A 19,881-nucleotide genomic window follows, 5' to 3' on the forward strand; every position below is an offset into this window, starting at 1 on the left:
GACCGCCGCGGCGTCGCGCCGGCGGTCGGCCCGGTGCTGCACGACGGCGCCTGCGACACGCTCGGCTTCCTGGTGCCGCCCGGCACGGCCGCGGCCTGGGACATGCCGGGCAGCGCCTGTACCCGGACCGACGGGCGCGGTCTGCGCCTGCCGGACCCGCCCGAGCTGCCCGGCCCGGACGGCGCCACCCCGCGTCCCGCCGACTGGCTCCTGCCGCCCGGCACCGGCGGCGAGGTCACCGACCCGGTGATGCTGCGCGAGGCCCTCGGCCAGGCCGCCCGGCTGATCGAGGCGGCGGACGGCTGCCGATAGGGCCCACCCGGCGCATCCGCTGATAATGGGCTCGTGGCAAGGAACAAGCAGCGGGAGCGGGCGGCCGGGACCGCGGCGGTCGTGGAGACCGTCGACGGCGGGCTCGCCGAGCTCATACCCGACCGGGAGCGGCCGCGCGGCTGGACGCTGCTCATCGACGGCGCCCCGCAATCGCACGTCGACCTCGACGACCCCGCGCACCTCACCTTCGAGTACCAGCGGCGCCTCGGCCACATCGCCGACCTCGTCGCCCCGCCGAACAAGCCCGTCCAGGCCGTGCACCTCGGCGGCGGCGCCTTCACCCTCGCCCGGTACGTGGCGGCCACCCGCCCCCGCTCGACGCAGCAGATCGTGGAGCTGGACGGGCCGCTCGTGCAGCTGGTGCGCCGCGAACTGCCGCTCGACGCCGGCGCCCGGATCCGGGTGCGCTCCACGGACGCCCGCGCCGGGCTCGGCAAGGTGCCGGACGGCTGGGCCGACCTGATCATCGCGGACGTGTTCAGCGGGGCCCGCACCCCGGCGCACCTGACGAGCACGGAGTTCCTGGCGGAGGTACGGCGGGTGCTGCGGCCCGGCGGCTTCTACGCGGCCAACCTCGCCGACGGCCCGCCGCTGGCCCATCTGCGCGGCCAGATCGCCACCGCCGCCACCGTCTTCCCCGAGCTGGCGCTCATCGCCGACCCGACCGTGCTGCGCGGCCGCCGCTTCGGCAACGCCGTACTGCTCGCCTCGGACCGGGAGCTGCCGGTCGCCGAGCTGACCCGGCGGGTGGCGACCGATCCGCACCCGGGGCGGGTCGAGCACGGGCGGGCGCTCGCCGACTTCACGGGCGGCGCGGCGCCGGTCACCGACGCGAGCGCGAAGCCCTCACCCGTACCGCCGGCCGCGGTCTTCCGTTAGCCGGACAGCGCGTTCGGTCGGCGCGGCGGTCGCGGGGCGCGGTCGGCGCCAGCGGGTACGGACAGCGCGTTCGGGCGGCGCTGTCGGACAGCAGGTTCGGTCAGCCCGGCCGGCCGGCAGGTTCGGTCAGACCGCGCGTTCGTCGATCTCCACGCGCGGCGCGGTGTCGTGCCACACGCAGAAGACGGAGATCTCCCGGCTGTCCTTGGTGAAGGTCACCCGGATCCAGGTGGGCTGCTTCCACACCTGCATCTGCCAGCCCGCCTCGGGCGTCGCGTTCACCAGCTCGGCCGAGGACGGACCCAGGTCGAAGACGGCCCGGCCGCCGTCCGTCCCGTAGCTCTTCACGCTGCCGCTCGTGCCCGCCGACGGCTTCGGCGTGGCGGTGCGGCGCGGCGGGGGAGCGGTCGCCGCCTTCGACGGGCGGGCGGTGCTCGGGGCGGCCGTCGGCGTCGGGGCGGACGGTGACGGGCTCACGGGGGCGGTGGCCGAGGCGGCGGTGCCGACCTCGTCGGTGCCGCCCGCGCCGGAGGTGCCGGACGGGATGGGCAGCGCGAGCGGCGGGTCGTACACCGTGCCGGCCAGTACGGTGTGCACGCCCCACCAGGACAGCGTGACCGCCGCGCCCGTGGCGAGCGACCACGCCAGCACGTGAACCAGTCCTCTTCGCATCGCGCACATACTGCCATCCCCGGTGTCCCCCGAATGGCGTACGGTGCCGCCCATGGCAAGTGTGCTCGTGGTCGAGGACGACCAGTTCGTGCGCTCCGCCCTCATCCGGCATCTGACCGAGGCGTCCCACACCGTGAGGAGCGTCGGCACGGCCCTGGAGGCGTTGCGCGAGGTCGCCCATCTCCGCTTCGACGTGGTCGTCCTCGACCTCGGACTGCCCGACCTGGACGGCGCCGAGGCGCTGAAGATGCTGCGCGGGATCACCGACGTGCCGGTGATCATCGCCACCGCCCGCGACGACGAGGCGGAGATCGTCCGGCTGCTCAACGACGGTGCCGACGACTACCTCGTCAAACCCTTCTCGGTGGAGCACCTGTCCGCGCGGATGGCGGCGGTGCTGCGCCGCGCCCGGTCCGGCGCGGGCGGGGCGGCGCCGTCGCGGGAGCTCCGGGTCGGCGGGCTCGCCATCGACCCGCTGCGCCGGCAGGCGGCGCTCGACGGGGCGCCGCTCGACCTGACCCGCCGCGAGTTCGACCTGCTCGCCTTCCTCGCCGGCCGCCCCGGCGTGGTCGTGTCCCGCAAGGAGCTGCTCGCCGAGGTGTGGCAGCAGGCGTACGGGGACGACCAGACCATCGACGTCCATCTGTCGTGGCTGCGGCGGAAGCTGGGCGAGACGGCGGCGCGGCCGCGCTATCTGCACACCCTGCGCGGGGTGGGCGTGAAGCTGGAGCCGCCCGCCGGACCCCAGGAGTACCTGCCGTGAGATGGGCGCTGGTCAAGGTGGCCCTCGCGGTCACCGTCATGGTCGTGGTCGCCTTCGCCGTGCCGCTCGGGCTCGTCGTCAAGGAGATGGCCCGCGACCGGGCGTTCTCCAACGCCGAGCGGCGCGCCGCCGGACTCGCCCCGGTCCTCGCCATCACCACCGACCACGAACAGCTCGAACGGGCCGTCGCCACGACCGACGACGGCGCCGAGGGCCGGCTCGCCGTCCATCTGCCCGCGACGCCCGGTGAACCCGGCGGCAGGGGCGAGGAGATCGGCACCCGGCGGGCCGGCGACGACGACCTCGCCACCACCCGGGCGCTCGGCCGCGCCACCATCGCCGAGGTGCCCGGCGGCTCGGTGCTGCTCCAGCCCACGGCCGTCAGCTCCGGGCAGGTCGCCGTCGTCGAACTGTTCGTGCCCGAGGGCGAGGTGAGCAACGGCGTCGCCACCGCCTGGCTGGTCCTCGCCCTGGTCGGCGTGGCCCTGATCGTCGGCTCGGTCGCGGTCGCCGACCGGCTCGGCGTGCGCATGGTCCGGCCCGCCCAGCGGCTCGCCCGCGCCGCCCACGAACTCGGCGAGGGCCGGCTAGGTGCCCGGGTCCGCGAGGAGGGGCCGCCCGAGCTGAAGTCCGCAGCCGTCGCCTTCAACTCGATGGCCGACCAGGTGGTGCGGCTCCTCGCCAACGAGCGCGAGCTCGCCGCCGACCTCTCGCACCGGCTGCGCACCCCGCTCACCGTGCTCCGCCTCAACGCGGCCTCGCTCGGCTCGGGCCCGGCCGCCGAGCAGACTCGGGCCGCCGTCGAGCAGCTGGAGCGCGAGGTCGACACCATCATCCGTACGGCCAGGGAGGCCAAGCCGCAGACCGGGGTGACGGCGATCGCGGCGGCCGGCTGCGACGCGTCCGAGGTGGTGCGCGAGCGGATGGACTTCTGGTCCGCGCTCGCCGAGGACGAGGGCCGCAAGGTACGGGTCGCGGGCATCGAACGCCCGGTCCGCATCCCGGTCGCCCGCCCCGAACTCGGCGCCGCGCTCGACGCGTTGCTCGGCAACGTCTTCCGGCACACGCCGGAGGGCACCGCCTTCTCCGTCGACCTCCACAACGGCGACGACGCCGTCATCATCCTGGTCTCCGACGCCGGCCCCGGCATCCCCGACCCGGCCGCCGCGCTCGCCCGCGGCGCGGGCAGCGGCCGCGACGGCTCCACCGGTCTCGGCCTCGACATCGTGCGCCGCATGGCCGAGTCGACGGGCGGCGACGTCCGCATCGGGCACTCGGTGCTCGGCGGCACGGAGGTACGGATCTGGATCGGGCTCGACGGCCGCGGAGCCGGTACGGGCGGGGGCCGGCGCGGACGGCGCCGCGGCCGCGGGGCGTGACGCCCCCGGCCCCGCCGAACCTTTCGTACGCCCGATGCCTTCCTTAAGCGGACCCTAAGAATCCCAACCGGGGCCCCGTCCCGGGCATTTGTCCGTTTCCCGCTCGCTAGCGTGCTGCCGCACCCCACCCCCGGTAGGCAGAGGCAGGCACGCGATGGGCAGCAGCAGTACGCACCGGCGCAGGACGAGCGGCCGGACCAAGGCCGTCGGAGCGGTCGTCGCCGCGGCGGTCGTCGGCGGCGCGGCGTTCGCGCTCACCGGCACCGCGCAGGCCGCGGCCGTCGGCGCCGCGTACACCAGGACCAGCTCCTGGACCGGCGGCTACACCGGCCAGTACGTCGTCACCAACGAGACCTCCAGCGTCCAGTCGGGGGGCTGGACGCTGGAGTTCGACCTGCCGGCCGGGACGACGATCTCCTCCCTGTGGAACGGCGAGCACACCGTCTCCGGCCGGCACGTCACCGTGACGCCCGCGAGCTGGAACAAGGAGCTCGCACCCGGCCAGTCCGTCACCGTCGGCTTCGTGACCTCGGCGAGCGGCGGCGCGGCGGGCGACCCGGCCAACTGCCTCATCAACAAGGCCACGTGCTCGGCCGGCGGCCCGACGCCCACCCCGAGCGGCCGCCCCACCACGCAGCCGACGACGCCCGCCCCGACTCCCACGAAGACGGCGACGCCCACTCCCACGAAGACCGCGACGCCCGCGCCGACGACCCCGGCCCCGACCGCGCCGCCCACCACGCCCCCGGCGCCCTCCACCGGCGGCGCCCGGTACGCCCCGTACGTCGACACCTCGCTCTACCCCGCGTACGACCTCCTCGGCACCGCCGACCAGACCGGCGTCAAGGAGTTCAACCTCGCCTTCATCACCTCCGGCGGCGGCTGCGCCCCGCTGTGGGGCGGCGTCACCGACCTCGGCTCCGACAAGGTCGCCGCCCAGATCGGCGCCCTGCGGGCCAAGGGCGGCGACGTCCGGGTCTCCTTCGGCGGCGCCGCCGGGCAGGAGCTGGCGCAGGGCTGCTCCACGGCCACGGCGCTCGCCGGCGCGTACGGCAAGGTCGTCGACCGGTACGGGCTCACCAAGCTCGACTTCGACATCGAGGGCGCGGCCCTCCCGGACACCGCCGCCAACACCCGCCGCGCCCAGGCCGTCGCCCAGCTCCAGAAGGCCCACCCCGGCCTGGACGTCTCCTTCACCCTGCCGGTGATGCCGGAGGGCCTGACCCAGCCGGGCGTGGACCTGCTCGCCGACGCGAAGCGGAACGGCGTCCGCGTCGACGCCGTCAACATCATGGCCATGGACTACGGCCCGGCGTACAGCGCCGACATGGGCACGTACGCGATCCAGGCCGCGACCGCCACCCAGGCCCAGATCAAGGGCGTGCTCGGCCTGTCCGACGCGGCCGCCTGGAAGGCCGTCGCCGTCACGCCGATGATCGGCGTCAACGACGTCAGCTCCGAGACCTTCCGCGTCGACGACGCCACGCAGCTGGTGGACTTCGCGAGGTCGAAGGGGATCGGCCGGCTGTCGATGTGGTCGGCGGCCCGCGACAAGCAGTGCGCGTCGGGCGCGGTGACCTACGCGGACCCGACCTGCTCGTCGATCCTCCAGCAGCCGCTGGCGTTCACGAAGGCGTTCGCGGCGTACAAGTAGCCCGTACGGACCCCAAGGTCCCCCCACGCCGCGCGCCCCGGACGTTCCACCCCACCACGTCCGGGGCGCGCTCCCCTCTTTTCGTGGCTCGGTTCCCCTCCGGGGCGCTTGAGCCGGACTCACAGCCCCGACCGTGCTCGGCCGGCTCGTTCCTCACCGGCCTCCGCGCGCTCGCGACTGTTCCCCGGCGCACCCCTTCGGCTCACTCGCCCTTCGGGGCAGTCCGGACTTCAGGGGCCACGGCGGCCCGGAACCCCTCCCAGTCCTCCGCCCACGGCATGTGTCCCGCCCCCTTCAGCGTCACCCGCTGCACCCTCGGCAGCGCCCGCTCCACCGTGTACGGGCCCGCGCCGCCCTCGGACCGTCCGCAGCCGCGCTGGTCCCAGCGGTGCACCTCGTACACGTCCGAGAGCCCGGCCGCCACCTGTCCGAACATGTCCCACAGGCCGGGTCCGCCATGGCACAGCACCAGGGCCGGCCGCGCGCACGGCCCCGAGCCCTCCGAGCCTTCCGAGTCCCCCGGGCCCGTGCGTTCGGCCCAGAGCCGTACCCCGTCGTCCGTCGTGATCACGATCCCCCCACCTGCATCACCGAGTGGTCCGCCACTCCTCCGCGTAGTCGTCGAAGATAGCCCGCAGATGGTGGCCGATCTTCAGGTAGTCCAGGTCGTCCAGGTTCGCCAGCGACACCCGGACCGACCACTCGGGTCCGTCGAAGCCGCCGCCGTTCAGGAGCACCACGCTCGTCTGCTCGGCGAGCCGGAACAGCGGGTCGACGGGCTCGTAGTTCTTCTCCAGGAAGTCCGCGAAGTCCTTGCCGTGGACGCGTTCGGCCTCCGCGAGCAGGTCGAGCTCGATGTAGTAGCCGGCCCGCTTCGGGTCGTCGGCGATCTTCATGCGGGCGCCTTCGAGGAGGAGTTCGAGGCGCTGCCGGACGATGGCGCGGACGCGCTCCTTGTACGCCTGGCCCTCCGGGAGCATGTCGAAGAGCGAGAAGAGGGTCATCATGACCTGCTGCGGCAGCGAGAGCCCGGCCGTGTGGTTGAGGGCGACCTGGCGGGAGTCGGCGACGAGGCGGTCGATGAAGCGGATCTTCTCCGGTTCGAGCGAGAGGGTGCCGTACCGCTTGTTCAGGCGCGCCTTCTCCGCCGCGGGCAGGCGGGCGATCATGCGGTCGATGACGTTGTCGTCGTTGAGGCCGATGACGCCGAGCCGCCAGCCGGTGGCGCCGTAGTGCTTGGAGTACGAGTAGACGAGCAGCGTGTTGTGCGGCAGGTCGGCGGCGAGGGAGCGGAAGCCGGGCACGAAGGTGCCGTAGACGTCGTCGGTGACGATGACGAGGTCGGGGTTCCGGCTCGCCACGATCTCCTTGATCTGCTGCGCGACCCGTCCGCTCAGCGCGAGCGACGGCGGGTTGGAGGGGTTGACCAGGCAGAGCAGCTTGATCGACGGGTCCGCGAGCCTGGCGACCTCCTCGGTCGGGTAGCGCCACTCGCGCACGCCGGTCTCGGCGAAGAGCGAGGCCTCGATCCGGACGACGTCGAACTCGTACGCGTCGAGCTCGGGGATCTCGATGTACGGCGTGAAGACGGGCACCATCAGGGCGATCCGGTCGCCCTTCCTCAGGATCCCGTTCTTCATGAGGGAGTCGAAGACGTAGCACATCGCCGCCGTGCCGCCCTCGGTGGCGAAGTACGACACGTTCCCGGCCGGCGGCCGTCCGTCGAACAGCTCGTCCTCGACGTACCCGCGGACGATCTGCTCGGTGTGGCTGAGGATCCGGTCCGGGACGGGGTAGTTGTCGCCGATCGAGCCGTCGGCGAGCTCGTGCACGAAGGCGTCCTTGTCGAAGCCGAAGCGGGCGACGGCGTACTCGACGCTCTTCTGCAGCAGTTCGATGCCGGGCAGGCCCGGGTGCTGCCGTACGAAGGTGTCGAAGCGCGCGCCCGAGCCGGCCGGCTGCGGCATGCCGCCGAGGTCGTCGGCGGTCCACACGCGGCGGGACTCGGCGATCGCGAAGTAGCCGAGGGCGTGGAAGGCCTCGCGGGGGCCGGTCGCGGTCCAGTTGGGGTTGCCGCGGCCGGCGTTGAGCATCTGGATCTGGGCCTTGTGCTTCTGGCCGTCGTTCGCCGGCCGGGTGGCCCGCGCGAGGGTGATGAACTCGTCCTTCAGCTCGAACGGGGAGAGCTGCGCGAAGGACCTGATCTGGTCTCGGGAGAAGGTGGTCTTGGGCACGGGGGCACTCCGTCACGTGGGTGGTCGGTTCCTCAGGCGCCGAGGATGCCGACGAGCAGCGGGCCGGTCAGCGGGAGCAGGAAGTTGGACAGTGCGTAGGTGATCGTGTAGCCGAGCATCGGCACGGAGCTCTGGGCGACCTGGGTGACCGAGGTGATGGCCGGGGTCGAGCACTGCTGGCCCGCGATGGCGCCGATGAGCAGCGGTGGTTCGATGTTCAGCAGCCTGCGCCCGACGAAGAGCGAGAGCGTGGCGGGGACGAGGACCATGGCGATGCCCGCGAACGGCAGCAGCGCCCCGTACTCCTTGAGCAGCGGTCCCGCCTGCGGGCCGGAGACCAGTCCGGTGCAGGCGATGAAGACCGCGAGGCCCATGTCCTTGAGGGTGGCGGCGGCCTGCGGCGGGAAGGCGCCGAAGGTCTGGCTGCGGGAGCGGAACCAGCCGAAGAGCAGTCCGGAGACCAGGCAGCCGCCGCCGGTGCCGAGGGACAGCGGCACGTCGCCGAACCTGACGACGATCTGGCCGATGAGCGAGCCGGCCACGATGCCGAATCCCAGGTAGACGAAGTCGGTGGCGTCGTTCTTCACCACCGAGCCGATCTTCGCGACCAGCTTGCCGAGCCCGGAGCGGGCGCCGACGAGGGTCAGCACGTCGCCGCGCTCCACGGCGGTGTCGGGGGTCGCGGGCAGCACCTGGTCGCCGCGCATCACCTCGGTGACGTACACGCCGCTGTCGGCGAACTCCGGGTGCTCCTTCGTCAGGGTGTCGAGGGTCTTGCCGGACACCGACTTGTGGGTGAGAGAGACCTGGCTGCTGGCGAGCGGGGTGTCGAGGCCGGGGACCGCGGGGGTCTCGGGGCCGACGAGCCGGCCCGCCTCGATGATGTTGGCCCGCCGGCCGACCATCAGGACGAGGTCGGAGAGGGTGAGCTCGAAGTCGGGCGGGGGCGGGGTCAGCACCTTGCTGCCGCGCTTCACCGCCTCGACGGTGACCCGGCTGCCGTTCTGCCGCTCCACCTGGGAGACGGTGGCGCCGTCGGCGCGGGTGACCAGGAAGGTGCGGCCCACCATGCCGGGCAGCGCGTCGCGCTCGCCGGCCTCCAGGCCGCCGTCGCCGCCGCGCATCCGCTCCCACAGGGCGCGGGAGGCGTCGCGGAGGTTGATGCGCAGCATCATCGGCATGAGCTGGCTGGTGTAGATGACGATGGTGACCAGGCCGAAGAGGTAGCAGACCGTGTACGCGGTGGCCACATGGCCCTGGTACGTGGTGATCTGCTGGGCGGTCAGGCCGTCCAGCTTGCCGATGGCCTCGGTGGCGGTGCCGACGACCGCGGACTCGGTGGCGGCGCCCGCGAGGATGCCGGAGGCGGTGCCGACGTCGAGGTCGAAGGCCTTGGCGAGGCCGAGGGCGATGGCGACGACGGAGACCAGTTCGATGCCGCAGAGCGTGAAGAAGCGCAGGCTCCTGCGGTTCAGGTTGGCGAAGAACTGGGGCCCGGCCATGTAGCCGAGGGCGAAGATGAAGATCGCGAAGAAGACGGTCTTGACGTCGCCGGACACCTGCACCTCGGTCCAGGCGCCGAGCAGCAGCGAGACGATCAGCGTGCCGCAGATGCCGCCGAGGGTGATGGGGCCCACCCGCAGCTTGCCGACGAGATAGCCGAGGCCGAGGCAGAGGAAGATGGCGAGTTCGGGGTGGTCCTTGATCACTCCCATGCGCCCTCACCGCCGAACGAGGGGCGCGATATGCGCATATCGGACATATGGCGACGCTAGCAGGGGGATGATCACGCCGATCGTGGCGCGGCGCCGAAAGGATGACGGCCGAACGGTCCGCACCCGATGCCGCCGCTCACTCCTTGAGCGCGCCCTGCATCACCCCGCCCACGATCTGCCGCCCGAGCACCGCGAACACGAGCAGCAGCGGCACCGTCCCGAGCAGCGCACCCGCCATCACCACCGACTGGTCCGGGATGTAGCCGCGCCCGAGCCCCGTCAGCGCCACCTGCACCGTCGGACTCCCCGTCTGCGTCAGCACCAGCACCGGCCAGAAGAAGTCGTTCCACGCCGCCACGAACGTCAGCGTCCCGAGCACCGCCATCGCCGGCCGCGCCGCCGGGAACACCACGTGCCACACCACCCGCAGCGCCCCCGCCCCGTCCACCCGCGCCGCCTCCACCAGCTCGGCCGGCAGCGCCCGCAGCAGGTGCTGGCGCATGAAGAACACCCCGAACGCCGACACCAGACCGGGCAGCACCACCGCCTGCAGCTCGTCCGTCCACCGCATCCGGGCCACCAGCAGATACAGCGGTACGACCCCGAGCTGCGGCGGGATCAGCATCGTGCCCACCACGAGCGCGAGCAGCCCGCCCCGGAAGCGGAACCGCAGCCGCGCGAAGGCGAACCCGGCCAGCGTCGACACGAGCACCGTGCCCGCCGCGACCAGGCCCGCCACGACCGTCGTGTTGGCGAGCGCGGCGCCGAGCCCCGCGTCGGTCCAGGCGAGCGCCAGGTTCCGCGGCAGGTTCCGGCCGAGGCGGAACGGCGGCGGGGTGTGCGCGAGCCGGGTCGTCGTCCGCGAGGCCGCCACCGCCGCCCAGAGCAGCGGGAAGAGCGAGCCCGCCGCGAAGAGCGTCAGCAGGAGGTACGCGGGCCAGGCGGACCGTTTCGCGCCCATCAGGCCACCGCCCCCGCCGCCCTGACGCGCCGTACGAGCCGGGCCGCGCCCAGCGTCACGACCAGGAGCAGCAGCATCACCCAGGCGATCGCCGAGGCCCGCCCCAGATGCAGGTTCACCCAGCCCTGCTCGTACAGATAGAGACCGAGCGTCTGGAACTGGTGGTCCGCCCCGCCCGACGCCCCCGCGTCCGCCCCGAACAGCAGCGGCTCGCCGAACAGCTGCGTCGCCCCGATCGTCGACACGACCACCGTGAACAGGATCGCCGGCCGCAGCCCCGGCAGCGTCACGTGCACGAACTGGCGCCACCGCGAGGCCCCGTCGAGCGCCGCCGCCTCGTACAGCTCGCGCGGCACGGTCTGCATGGCGGCGAGGTAGATCAGCGCGTTGTAGCCGGTCCACCGCCACACCACGATCGCCGACACGGCCGCCTTCGACGCCCACGGCCCGTTCTGCCAGTCGACGGGCGCGATGCCGAGGCCGGTGAGGACCCAGTTGACGAGGCCGTGGTCGCGCCCGAAGAGCAGCGCGAAGACCAGCGTCGCCGCGGCCACGGAGGTGGCGTACGGCGCGAGCGCCACCACCCGGAAGAACGCCCGCCCCCGCAGCCGTACGTCGAGCAGCTGCGCCACCGCGAGCGCGAGCAGCAGCTGGGGCACCGTCGACAGCAGGCCGATGGCGACGGTGTTGCCGAGCGCGTTCCAGAAGAACGGGTCCTCGGCGAGGCGCGTGTAGTTGCGCAGCCCCACCCACTCCGGGCGGTCGAGCGCCGTCAGCTCGACGCGGTGCAGGGACGCCCAGGCGGTGTAGAGGAGCGGGAAGAGCCCGAAGGCGCCGAAGAGGACGAAGAAGGGCGCGACGAACCCGTACGGCACCCAGCGCTCCACGGACCTCCTCTTCGTCGTCACCGCGTCACCGGTCCAGGGCGTTGTCGATGGACCGCAGCGCGTCCGTCCAGGCCTCGTCCGGGTCGCGGCCCGTCTGGTCGACCAGGAGCATGCCGCCGTCGGTCAGCAGCTGCGCGACCAGGCCCTCCTTGGGCCCGATCGGCGCCGACGGCACCCCGCGGGCCGCCGCGCCGAAGATCGCGCCCACCGGGGTGTCGCCGAAGTACGGATGGCGGGCCGCCGCCACCGCCGGCAGGGCGTGCGCGGCGGAGGCGCTCGGGAAGCTGCCCCGGCGCGCGAAGACCCGCGCCTGCTGGGCCGGGGCGGTCAGCCAGGCGGCCAGCCGGGCCGCCTCCGCCCCGTGCGGGCCCGCCTTCGGCACGACCAGGAACGAGCCGCCCCGGTTGCCGGGCCGGGGCGCCGCCGCCACGTCCCACAGGCCCTTCCCGGCCGGGCCCGCCTTGTCCTGGATGTAGCCCAGCATCCACGCCGGGCAGACCACGGCCGCGAAGGCCCCGTTCGCGAACCCCTGGTCCCAGCCGGGCGTGAACTGCTGCAGCCGGGCCGTCAGACCCTGCCGGGCGAACGCCGCCGCCAGGTCCCAGGCCTCCCGTACGGCCGGGTCGGTACCGATGACGAGGGCGCCCCGCTCGTCGTAGAAGCGCCGCCGCCCGCTGCTCACGACCGCCGCGAGCACCCCGGACGCCGAGTCCGTGAACGCCGTCCCCTCCGGCGCCCGCGCGGCGAACCGCCGCCCCACCGCCAGGAACCGCCGCCAGTCCCCGGCCCACAGCCGTCCCACCTCCTCCCGCCCGGCCGGCAGCCCGGCCCGCGCGAACAGGTCCCTGCGGTAGCAGACCGCCTGCGGCCCGATGTCCGTCCCGAGCGCCACCGTGCGCCCGTCCCGCCCCGTCCCCTGCGCCCACTTCCACGGCAGGAACGCCCGCCGCTCCACTCCGGGGACCCTTCCCAGGTCGACGAGCCGGTCGCCCTGGGTGGCGATCACCTCGGCGACGTTGCCGACCTCCACGGCCTGCACGTCGGCGAGCCCGGAGCCGGTGACGAGATGGGTGAGGAGCTGCGGGTAGTAGTTCTCGTTGCGCTCGATGGACGTCTGCCGCACCGCGACGTCCGGGTGCAGCCGCATGTACGTGTCGTAGAGGCCGGCCTCCTGGAGCCCGAAGGACCCGAAGACGCCGACGGTGAGGGTGACGGGCCGCCCGGCGGGATCGACGCGACCGCTCTCGTGGGCGGCGGCTGGTCCGGACGGCGGATCGGTGGCGCAGGCGCTGAGCGCGGCCAGCAGGAGGAGGGCGAGTACGGCGGTGACGCGGCGCACAGTCCCGGAGCGTAAACGATCGAGGCCCCGGTTCTTCCGAACCGGGGCCTCGACACTCAGGGTGAGTAACGGGACTCGAACCCGCGACATCCTGGACCACAACCAGGTGCTCTACCAGCTGAGCTATACCCACCACGACCGGTCATCTGCCCGAGGGCTTCCCTGACCGGCCGAGAAGAAGTCTACAGGGTTCTGGGGGGTGCTCGCGCACACGTTTCCCGGGCGGGGTTCCGACCCGGGTGCGGTGGGCGCGAGCACGCCGCCGACGGGGGCTATTCGCCGCTGATCACATGGCGGGCCGCGATCTGCTTCGCGGTCTCCGAGTCGGGGCCGGGCTGCGGGACGAAGATCGCCTCGCGGTAGTAGCGGAGCTCGGCGATGGACTCGCGGATGTCCGCGAGGGCCCGGTGGTTGCCGTTCTTCTCCGGACTGTTGAAGTACGCCCTCGGGTACCAGCGGCGGGCCAGTTCCTTGACCGAGGAGACATCGACGATCCGGTAGTGGAGGTGCGCCTCCAGGGCCGGCATGTCGCGGGAGAGGAAGCCGCGGTCGGTCGAGACCGAGTTCCCGCACAGCGGAGCCTTGCCGGGCTCCTTCACGTGCTCGCGGATGTACGCGAGGACCTGGGCCTCCGCGTCGGCGAGGGTGGTGCCCTCGGCGAGCGCGTCGAGCAGCCCGGACTTCGTGTGCATCTCGCGCACGATCTCCGGCATGGTCTCCAGGGCCGCGTCCGGCGGGCGGATCACGATGTCCACGCCTTCGCCGAGCACGTTCAGTTCCGAGTCGGTGACCAGCGCGGCCACCTCGATGAGTGCGTCGTCCGTCAGCGAGAGCCCGGTCATCTCGCAGTCGATCCACACCATGCGATCGTTCATGCGTCCTACCTTATGGCCGAAGCAAGGCCGAAGGGCCCCCTCGGGTGGTGTCCCGGGGAGCCCTTCGGTTTCCTGGCTGCGCGGCTTGTGGCGCGCGCGGTTCTCGTGGCCCCTTACGGGGCGCTGCGCTGGCCCGGCAGGGCCGGGCGGCTCGGGCTGTAGGCGTCCGAGGCCGGTTTGCCCGGGTCCAGCGGACCGCCCGGGCGGCGGACCAGCGGCGCGGCGCCGGCCTGGGCCTGCGCCGGGACGACCGCGTCGAGCACCGCCGGACCGCCGCCCTCGCCCTGCGGCCGCCGGGCTCGGTACGCGGCACGGTAGGCGGCCGGCGAGGAGCCGAGCTGCCGCCGGAAGTGCCCGCGCAGGGCCACCGGCGAACGGAAGCCGCAGCGGCCCGCGACCTCGTCGACCGAGTAGTCGGAGGTCTCGAGCAGCCGCTGCGCCTGGAGCACCCGCTGGGTGATCAGCCACTGCAGCGGTGCGGAGCCCGTCAGCGAGCGGAAGCGGCGGTCGAAGGTCCGCCGTGACATGTACGCACGGGCCGCCAGCGTCTCCACGTCGAACTGCTCGTGGAGGTGCTCCAGGGCCCAGGCGACGACCTCGGCGAGCGGGTCGGCGCCGATCTCCTCGGGTAAAGACCTGTCGAGATAGCGCTCCTGGCCGCCACTGCGCCGCGGCGGGACGACCAGCCGGCGCGCCAGGGCGCCCGCGGCCTCCGTGCCGTGGTCGGTCCGCACGATGTGCAGACACAGATCGATTCCGGCCGCCGTCCCGGCGGACGTCAGCACGTCGCCGTCGTCGACGAAGAGCTCCCGCGGGTCCACGTGGACCGACGGATAGCGCTTCGCGAGCGTCGGCGCGTACATCCAGTGCGTCGTCGCCGGCCGGCCGTCGAGCAGCCCGGCCGCGGCGAGCACGAACGCGCCCGTGCACAGGCCGACGATCCGCGCCCCCTCCTCGTGCGCCCGGCGGAGCGCTTCGAGCGCTTCCGGCGGCGGCGGCGAGGTGATCGAGCGCCAGGCGGGCACCACGACGGTGCCGGCCCGGCTGATCGCCTCCAGGCCGTACGGCGCGGAGAGTTCGAGGCCGCCCGTGGTCCGCAGGGGCCCTTCCTCACCGGCGCATACGAGCAGCCGATAGCGCGGCACCCCCGCGTCCTGGCGGTCGATGCCGAATACGGAGAGCGGGATCGAGCTCTCGAAGATGGGGCCACCGCTGAACAGCAGTACCGCGACGACTTCGCGACGGCGGCGCCCGGACAGCTTCCGTGCCTCCGGTGCGACGGAGTCCTGGCTCATGACGCTAAGCCCCCCTCGGTGTTGGCGTCTCCCTGGTCATGTGGATGTGCCACGTTTCCCCTCGGTTTTGCGCGAGACCCCAGTCTTCGGTATCCATGATCGAATCTACTGCGTCCCGTGGCGCCGTCGTGACAACTTCTCCTTCCGGCACATTGTCGACATGGCAACTTGGCGCGAAGCGTTCGATCGCCGGCGGCGGTCGAGGGCGGTCATGCCTGGCCCTATGCGGGTTGAGCGTACTTCGGCCAAGGTTCGGATGATCCCGGGAAGTTGGCTGAAAACATACGGGATCGGCTGTACGAGCATGTCAACTCCGCGAGTGGTCCCGCCTGTCCCCCGCGTCCGACCCCTCGGCCCGCAGCCCGCGTTCCGCCCGGCGCAGCAGCACCCGGCAGGCGGCCGTCACGGCGGCGAGCCCGAGCGCGGCGCCGGCCGCGCCGCCCAGGCTCGTCCCGTAGACCACGAGCACGACCGGGACGAGCACACAGCAGAAGACCCCCCACCGCACGACGTCGTTCGCCGCCTCGCCCGCGGGGCCGCCCGCGCCGGACCCCGTACCGCCGCCCGCGCCTGCTCCCTGGCCGGCGTCCGTACCGGCGCCCGCGCCGCCGCCCGCGCCGCCCGGGTGGGGCGGCTCCGGCGCCCGGCGGCGCGCGCGGGGGCCCGGGGGCGCGATCACGGCGGTGACCGTCTCCGCGGTGTGGACGTCGCGGACGGCGTGGAGGTCGAGCCGGGTGTCGGCGGGTGACGGTGAAGGCACGGGCGGGCTCCCTGCGACGGTGGCGTTGACCTGTGGGAACGAGGAGCGGAACGTTCCGGTCACTGCGGGACACGTCCGTTTGGCCCCCGTACGGACACCTGTAGGGCACAACCGGCATTGCGCTCCGCGCGGGGCTCGTGCATTCTCCTGGAGCGCCGTATGGAGCGCCGTGAGGGGACCCCGGCGGCGTCCCTGGGCTCGGGAGGAGTGTCGCCGTACCCTTGGGGGTATGGGCTTGGGAAGATGATTCCCGGACACAGCTCCGCAGCCAAGCCAACAGCCAACCGTTGTTCCGCTCCCTGTCCTTTCCGTCCCTCCCGTCAGGACCCTCTTCGCCGAGACACCGATGGCCGGTCACGAATTCCCCGAACCCGCGGACCGCAAGCGCGTCGCCGACTCCACGGTCGACCCCCTCGCGGTGGAACAGCCACGTCACGCCTGCGACCCGGCCTTCCGGCACGGTGTCGTCGTCGGCTTCGACGGCTCGACGTCCAGTGAGCGCGCCCTCGCCTATGCCATCGGCATGGCCCGCCGCTCCGGATCCGGCCTGATCATCGTGCACGTCGCCAACCGGCTGCCCACCACGGTGTGGGCCGGCTGCGAGCCGCCCGTCTTCGTCGACGTGCCGGACCACCGCACCGAGGTCCTGGGCCTGGAGCTGGCCTGCGCGGACCATCTCTCCGAGGTGCCGTGGATCCTCGTCGAGCGCGGTGGCGACATCTGCCACGAGCTGGAGGAGGTCGGCAAGGAGTACGCGGCCGACGCGATCGTGGTGGGCGGGACGCACGGCATCGTCGGCCGGATCTTCGGCTCGGTGGCCGGCCGGCTGGCGCGCCGCGCGCAGCGCCCGGTGGTCGTGATCCCGTAGCCCGGGCCCGCGGCCGTCACCCGGGCCGTCCCGCCGGCTGTCCCGCGAGTTGAGTCACAGGAGCCTCTCCCAACTCCCTTGTTCCGGCCATAATTTCGGCCTTCCTCAGGTGAATTGTGCGCTTGTGAAGGGTACATAAAGAGCACCGGAACAAAGCAGTCCAAGCAGTACAACTGCACACCTGAAGGGAGCCCGCCGTGTCCAACGAAGCCGCCGCGGGAAACACCACCTCCACCCTCGGAAACCTCGCACTCGGACTGACCCTGCTGGCCTTCGGCATCGGCTCCACCGGCGTGGTCGACCACGTCGGCGCGGCGGACGCCGGCGGGCTCGCCACCTGGGTCGGCGGTGTCGCGCTCTTCCTCGTCGGCCTGCTGGCCCTGCGCGCCGGCAACACCGGTGAGGGCACGGCCTTTTCGGCCCTCGGAGCCTTCTGGTTCACGTGGGGCACCGCCGTCGGCGCCCACGCCTCCGCCGAGGCCACCGGACTCTTCCTGCTGCTGTGGGCGCTCCTGGCGCTCACGCTGACGATGGCCGCGAGCGGCAGCGGACTGTTCGGCCAGGGCGTGTACGGGCTCCTCTTCGTCGCCCTGCTGCTGCTCGGCATCGGCGCCTTCGCCGACAACGCGGGCCTCGGCAAGGCCGGCGGCTGGGTCGCCGCGGTCGCGGGCCTCGCGGCCTGGTACGGCGCCACGGCGGCGGTGGCCGGCTGGCCGACCTCCCTGGCCCGCGGTTCCCGCGCGGCGGCGGCGAGCTGATCCGTAACGGCGCGAAAGAGCGGCCCTCGTCCACCTGGGATGGACGAGGGCCGCTCTCGTGTCCGGTCGACCACCGGGGGACAGGCCCGGTGGGCGGGGGGCCGGGGGACAGGCCCGGCGGTCCCGCTACTCGACCGTGACGGACTTGGCCAGGTTCCGCGGCTTGTCGATGTCGCGGCCCATGGCGAGCGCGGTGTGGTACGCGAGGAGCTGGAGCGGGATGCCCATCAGGATCGGGTCCAGCTCGTCCTCGTTCTTCGGCACCACGATGGTGTGGTCGGCCTTCTCCTGCGGCTGGTGCGCGACCGCGAGGATCGGGCCGCTGCGGGCCTTGATCTCCTCCAGGGCGGCGCGGTTCTTCTCCAGCAGGTCGTCGTCGGGGACGATCGCGACCGTCGGCAGGGCCGGCTCGATGAGGGCGAGCGGGCCGTGCTTCAGCTCGGAGGCCGGGTACGCCTCGGCGTGGATGTAGGAGATCTCCTTCAGCTTGAGGGAGGCCTCCAGGGCGACCGGGTAGCCCCGGACGCGGCCGATGAACATCATCGACTGGGCGCCCGCGTACTCCTTGGCCAGCTTCTTGATCTCGTCCTCGGTCTTGAGGATCTCCTCGATCTGGCCGGGCAGCCTGCGCAGGCCCTCGATGATCCGCTTGCCGTCGGTGACGGACAGGTCGCGGATGCGGCCGAGGTGCAGCGCGAGCAGCGCGAAGGCGACGACCGTGTTGGTGAAGCACTTGGTGGAGACGACGCAGACCTCGGGGCCGGCGTGCACGTACACGCCGCCGTCCGCCTCGCGGGCGATCGCGGAGCCGACGACGTTGACGACGCCGAGGACCCGCGCGCCCTTGCGCTTGAGCTCCTGGACGGCGGCCAGCACGTCGTAGGTCTCGCCGGACTGGGAGACCGCGATGTAGAGGGTGTCGGGGTCGACGACCGGGTTGCGGTAGCGGAACTCGGAGGCCGGCTCGGCGTCGGCCGGGATGCGGGCCATGCCCTCGATGAGGGAGGCGCCGATGAGACCGGCGTGGTACGAGGTGCCGCAGCCGAGGATCTTGATCCGGCGGATGGAGCGGGCCTCGCGGGCGTCCAGGTTCAGGCCGCCGAGGTGCACGGTGGAGAAGCGGTCGTCGATCCGGCCGCGCAGCACGCGGTCGACCGCGTCGGGCTGCTCGGAGATCTCCTTGTGCATGTACGTGTCGTGGCCGCCCATGTCGTACGAGGCGGCCTCCCACTCCACGGTCTCGGGGGTGGCGTTGGTGGACGCGCCGGAGGTGGTGTACGTGCGGAAGTCGTCGGCCTTCAGGGTGGCCATCTCGCCGTCGTCGAGGGTGACGACCTGGCGGGTGTGGGCGACCAGGGCGGCGACGTCGGAGGCGACGAACATCTCCTTCTCGCCGATGCCGAGGACGACCGGGGAGCCGTTGCGGGCCACCACGATGCGGTCGTTGAAGTCGGCGTGCATGACGGCGATGCCGTACGTGCCCTCGATGTGCTTGAGGGCCTCGCGGACCTTCTCCTCCAGGGTGTCGGCCTGGGAGCGGGCGATCAGGTGGGTGATCACCTCGGTGTCGGTCTCGGACGCGAAGACGACGCCGTCGGCCTCCAGCTTGGCGCGCAGCTCGGCCGCGTTGTCGACGATGCCGTTGTGGACGACGGCGACCTTGTTCTCGGGGTCGAGGTGCGGGTGCGCGTTGACGTCGCTCGGGGCGCCGTGGGTGGCCCAGCGGGTGTGCGCGATGCCGGTCGTGCCCGCGAAACGCTTGGGCACGCGGGCCTCCAGGTCGCGGACCCGGCCCTTGGCCTTCACCATCTTCAGGCCGGCGGCCTTGGGGCTGGTGACGACGATGCCGGCGGAGTCGTAACCCCGGTACTCCAGCCGCTGCAGTCCTTCGAGCAGCAGGGGAGCGACGTCGCGCTTGCCGATGTAACCGACGATTCCGCACATAAAGGTGTTACCCCTCCGAGGTCTGTTGGGTGTGCTCGGCCGTGGCGGCCGTTGCGGCCTTGTCAGCCGTAGACGATGCGGCGCAGCTGCCGGAGCGAGAGCTCCGGCGGCGCCACGGCGCGGTGCGGCAGCTCGGCCGCGATCCGTTCGAAGATCTCGGCGTTCACCGCGCCGCCGGACTGCAGCTCGCGGTGGCGGCGCCGGACGAACTCCTCCGCCGACTCGTCGAAGTACGCCAGCACGTCGAGCACCACCCGGGCGGCCTCACCGCGCTGGAGCGCGGTGCTGCGGACCAGGTGGTCGATGAGGTCGTCGTGCGACGGTCGGCGTTCGAGCACCAGTGAATCTTGCGGGGTACCCCCGGGTCATTGCAAGAATCCTGCCCGATTTCGGGCAGAAGAGAGCCTGATCACGCGTCCGAACGGGGTAATTGGTCTACACCTTCCCCTCGGAACGGGGGCTCTCAGCCGGGTGGCGCGCTCCGCCAGCGGTGCCGGGCGCCCGCGCGAAGGCGCGGGCCCGGCGGGGTTGCGTGACGGCCCCGGGGGGGGGCCCGGGCTATGGG

At 72.8% G+C, this 19,881-nt stretch carries 19 protein-coding genes and 1 tRNA gene; 7 read left to right on the plus strand and 13 right to left on the minus strand.

Annotation, left to right across the window (positions count from 1 at the left end; genetic code table 11):
• Both ACWEJX_RS24225 and ACWEJX_RS24230 read left to right on the plus strand, forming a co-directional pair.
• Positions 1-312: hypothetical protein (locus ACWEJX_RS24225; protein ID WP_451609503.1), on the plus strand; the 312-nt coding region annotated here is incomplete at its 5' end.
• Between the two features lie 33 nt (positions 313-345).
• Positions 346-1,212: a spermidine synthase gene (locus ACWEJX_RS24230; protein ID WP_451609504.1), complete on the plus strand. Its 867-nt coding sequence runs from the start codon at positions 346-348 to the stop codon at positions 1,210-1,212.
• Between the two features lie 126 nt (positions 1,213-1,338).
• Here the strand turns inward: ACWEJX_RS24230 and ACWEJX_RS24235 are convergent, their stop codons facing one another.
• Positions 1,339-1,893: a hypothetical protein gene (locus tag ACWEJX_RS24235; protein WP_451609505.1), complete on the minus strand. Its 555-nt coding sequence runs from the start codon at positions 1,891-1,893 to the stop codon at positions 1,339-1,341.
• A 43-nt stretch (positions 1,894-1,936) separates the two neighbouring features.
• On the opposite strand from ACWEJX_RS24235, the gene ACWEJX_RS24240 reads away from it, so the two are divergent.
• The 3 genes from ACWEJX_RS24240 (at position 1,937) to ACWEJX_RS24250 (ending at position 5,680) form a co-directional block, all read left to right on the plus strand.
• Entirely contained in the window at positions 1,937-2,647 is a 711-nt protein-coding gene (locus ACWEJX_RS24240; protein ID WP_451609506.1) for a response regulator transcription factor, read from the plus strand.
• On the plus strand, positions 2,644-4,026 hold the full coding sequence (locus tag ACWEJX_RS24245; protein ID WP_451609507.1) for a sensor histidine kinase: 1,383 nt from the start codon (positions 2,644-2,646) through the stop codon (positions 4,024-4,026). Before ACWEJX_RS24240 ends, ACWEJX_RS24245 begins: the two co-directional genes overlap by 4 nt.
• A 154-nt stretch (positions 4,027-4,180) precedes the next feature.
• Entirely contained in the window at positions 4,181-5,680 is a 1,500-nt protein-coding gene (locus tag ACWEJX_RS24250) for a glycoside hydrolase family 18 protein (RefSeq protein ID WP_451609508.1), read from the plus strand.
• Positions 5,681-5,882: 202 nt separating this feature from the next.
• Here the strand turns inward: ACWEJX_RS24250 and ACWEJX_RS24255 are convergent, their stop codons facing one another.
• From ACWEJX_RS24255 to ACWEJX_RS24300, 10 genes are all read right to left on the minus strand, one after another.
• Positions 5,883-6,251, minus strand: coding sequence for an alpha/beta fold hydrolase (locus tag ACWEJX_RS24255; protein ID WP_451609509.1), 369 nt, complete (start codon positions 6,249-6,251; stop codon positions 5,883-5,885).
• Positions 6,252-6,267: 16 nt separating this feature from the next.
• Positions 6,268-7,914 carry a bifunctional aspartate transaminase/aspartate 4-decarboxylase gene (locus ACWEJX_RS24260; protein ID WP_451609510.1) on the minus strand — a complete coding sequence of 549 codons (1,647 nt, stop codon included), beginning with the start codon at positions 7,912-7,914 and terminating at the stop codon, positions 6,268-6,270.
• Between the two features lie 32 nt (positions 7,915-7,946).
• Positions 7,947-9,629 carry an aspartate-alanine antiporter gene (aspT, locus tag ACWEJX_RS24265; protein ID WP_451609511.1) on the minus strand — a complete coding sequence of 561 codons (1,683 nt, stop codon included), beginning with the start codon at positions 9,627-9,629 and terminating at the stop codon, positions 7,947-7,949.
• Positions 9,630-9,765: 136 nt separating this feature from the next.
• The gene (locus tag ACWEJX_RS24270) at positions 9,766-10,590 is read right to left on the minus strand and encodes a carbohydrate ABC transporter permease (RefSeq protein WP_451609512.1); all 825 of its coding nucleotides are present in this window, start codon (positions 10,588-10,590) and stop codon (positions 9,766-9,768) included.
• Positions 10,590-11,477, minus strand: a complete 888-nt coding sequence (locus ACWEJX_RS24275) for a carbohydrate ABC transporter permease (protein WP_451609513.1) — start codon at positions 11,475-11,477, stop codon at positions 10,590-10,592. The genes ACWEJX_RS24270 and ACWEJX_RS24275 overlap by 1 nt, the downstream gene beginning before the upstream one ends.
• A 25-nt stretch (positions 11,478-11,502) precedes the next feature.
• The gene (locus ACWEJX_RS24280; protein ID WP_451609514.1) at positions 11,503-12,816 is read right to left on the minus strand and encodes an ABC transporter substrate-binding protein; all 1,314 of its coding nucleotides are present in this window, start codon (positions 12,814-12,816) and stop codon (positions 11,503-11,505) included.
• A gap of 60 nt (positions 12,817-12,876) precedes the next feature.
• Positions 12,877-12,949: transfer RNA gene (locus ACWEJX_RS24285), tRNA-His, on the minus strand.
• Between the two features lie 139 nt (positions 12,950-13,088).
• Positions 13,089-13,691 carry an oligoribonuclease gene (orn, locus tag ACWEJX_RS24290; RefSeq protein WP_451609515.1) on the minus strand — a complete coding sequence of 201 codons (603 nt, stop codon included), beginning with the start codon at positions 13,689-13,691 and terminating at the stop codon, positions 13,089-13,091.
• 113 nt (positions 13,692-13,804) lie between these two features.
• On the minus strand, positions 13,805-14,986 hold the full coding sequence (locus ACWEJX_RS24295) for a helix-turn-helix domain-containing protein (RefSeq protein ID WP_451609516.1): 1,182 nt from the start codon (positions 14,984-14,986) through the stop codon (positions 13,805-13,807).
• Between the two features lie 307 nt (positions 14,987-15,293).
• Positions 15,294-15,746 (minus strand): hypothetical protein, encoded by a 453-nt coding sequence (locus tag ACWEJX_RS24300; RefSeq protein WP_451609517.1) that lies wholly within the window; start codon positions 15,744-15,746, stop codon positions 15,294-15,296.
• A 346-nt stretch (positions 15,747-16,092) separates the two neighbouring features.
• On the opposite strand from ACWEJX_RS24300, the gene ACWEJX_RS24305 reads away from it, so the two are divergent.
• Both ACWEJX_RS24305 and ACWEJX_RS24310 read left to right on the plus strand, forming a co-directional pair.
• Positions 16,093-16,614, plus strand: a complete 522-nt coding sequence (locus ACWEJX_RS24305) for a universal stress protein (protein ID WP_403792631.1) — start codon at positions 16,093-16,095, stop codon at positions 16,612-16,614.
• Between the two features lie 197 nt (positions 16,615-16,811).
• Complete coding sequence (locus ACWEJX_RS24310; protein WP_451609518.1) at positions 16,812-17,372, plus strand: GPR1/FUN34/YaaH family transporter; 561 nt, start codon at positions 16,812-16,814, stop codon at positions 17,370-17,372.
• A 126-nt stretch (positions 17,373-17,498) separates the two neighbouring features.
• On the opposite strand, the gene glmS is transcribed toward ACWEJX_RS24310, so the two are convergent.
• Positions 17,499-19,316 carry a glutamine--fructose-6-phosphate transaminase (isomerizing) gene (glmS, locus tag ACWEJX_RS24315; protein ID WP_451609519.1) on the minus strand — a complete coding sequence of 606 codons (1,818 nt, stop codon included), beginning with the start codon at positions 19,314-19,316 and terminating at the stop codon, positions 17,499-17,501.
• Between the two features lie 62 nt (positions 19,317-19,378).
• Entirely contained in the window at positions 19,379-19,654 is a 276-nt protein-coding gene (locus tag ACWEJX_RS24320; protein ID WP_389206487.1) for a hypothetical protein, read from the minus strand.
• Between the last annotated feature and the right edge of the window lie 227 nt (positions 19,655-19,881).

The sequence above is a fragment of the Streptomyces sp. NPDC004788 genome, assembly GCF_053601115.1.

Excerpts from the sequence above, each read along its gene's own strand:
- ACWEJX_RS24240 (WP_451609506.1), top strand. The coding sequence starts at position 1,937 with ATGGCAAGTGTGCTCGTGGTCGAGGACGACCAGTTCGTGCGCTCCGCC.
- ACWEJX_RS24250 (WP_451609508.1), top strand. The coding sequence starts at position 4,181 with ATGGGCAGCAGCAGTACGCACCGGCGCAGGACGAGCGGCCGGACCAAG.
- ACWEJX_RS24305 (WP_403792631.1), top strand. The coding sequence starts at position 16,093 with ATGGCCGGTCACGAATTCCCCGAACCCGCGGACCGCAAGCGCGTCGCC.
- ACWEJX_RS24270 (WP_451609512.1), bottom strand. The coding sequence starts at position 10,590 with ATGGGCGCGAAACGGTCCGCCTGGCCCGCGTACCTCCTGCTGACGCTC.
- aspT (WP_451609511.1), bottom strand. The coding sequence starts at position 9,629 with ATGGGAGTGATCAAGGACCACCCCGAACTCGCCATCTTCCTCTGCCTC.
- ACWEJX_RS24235 (WP_451609505.1), bottom strand. The coding sequence starts at position 1,893 with ATGTGCGCGATGCGAAGAGGACTGGTTCACGTGCTGGCGTGGTCGCTC.
- ACWEJX_RS24295 (WP_451609516.1), bottom strand. The coding sequence starts at position 14,986 with ATGAGCCAGGACTCCGTCGCACCGGAGGCACGGAAGCTGTCCGGGCGC.
- glmS (WP_451609519.1), bottom strand. The coding sequence starts at position 19,316 with ATGTGCGGAATCGTCGGTTACATCGGCAAGCGCGACGTCGCTCCCCTG.
- orn (WP_451609515.1), bottom strand. The coding sequence starts at position 13,691 with ATGAACGATCGCATGGTGTGGATCGACTGCGAGATGACCGGGCTCTCG.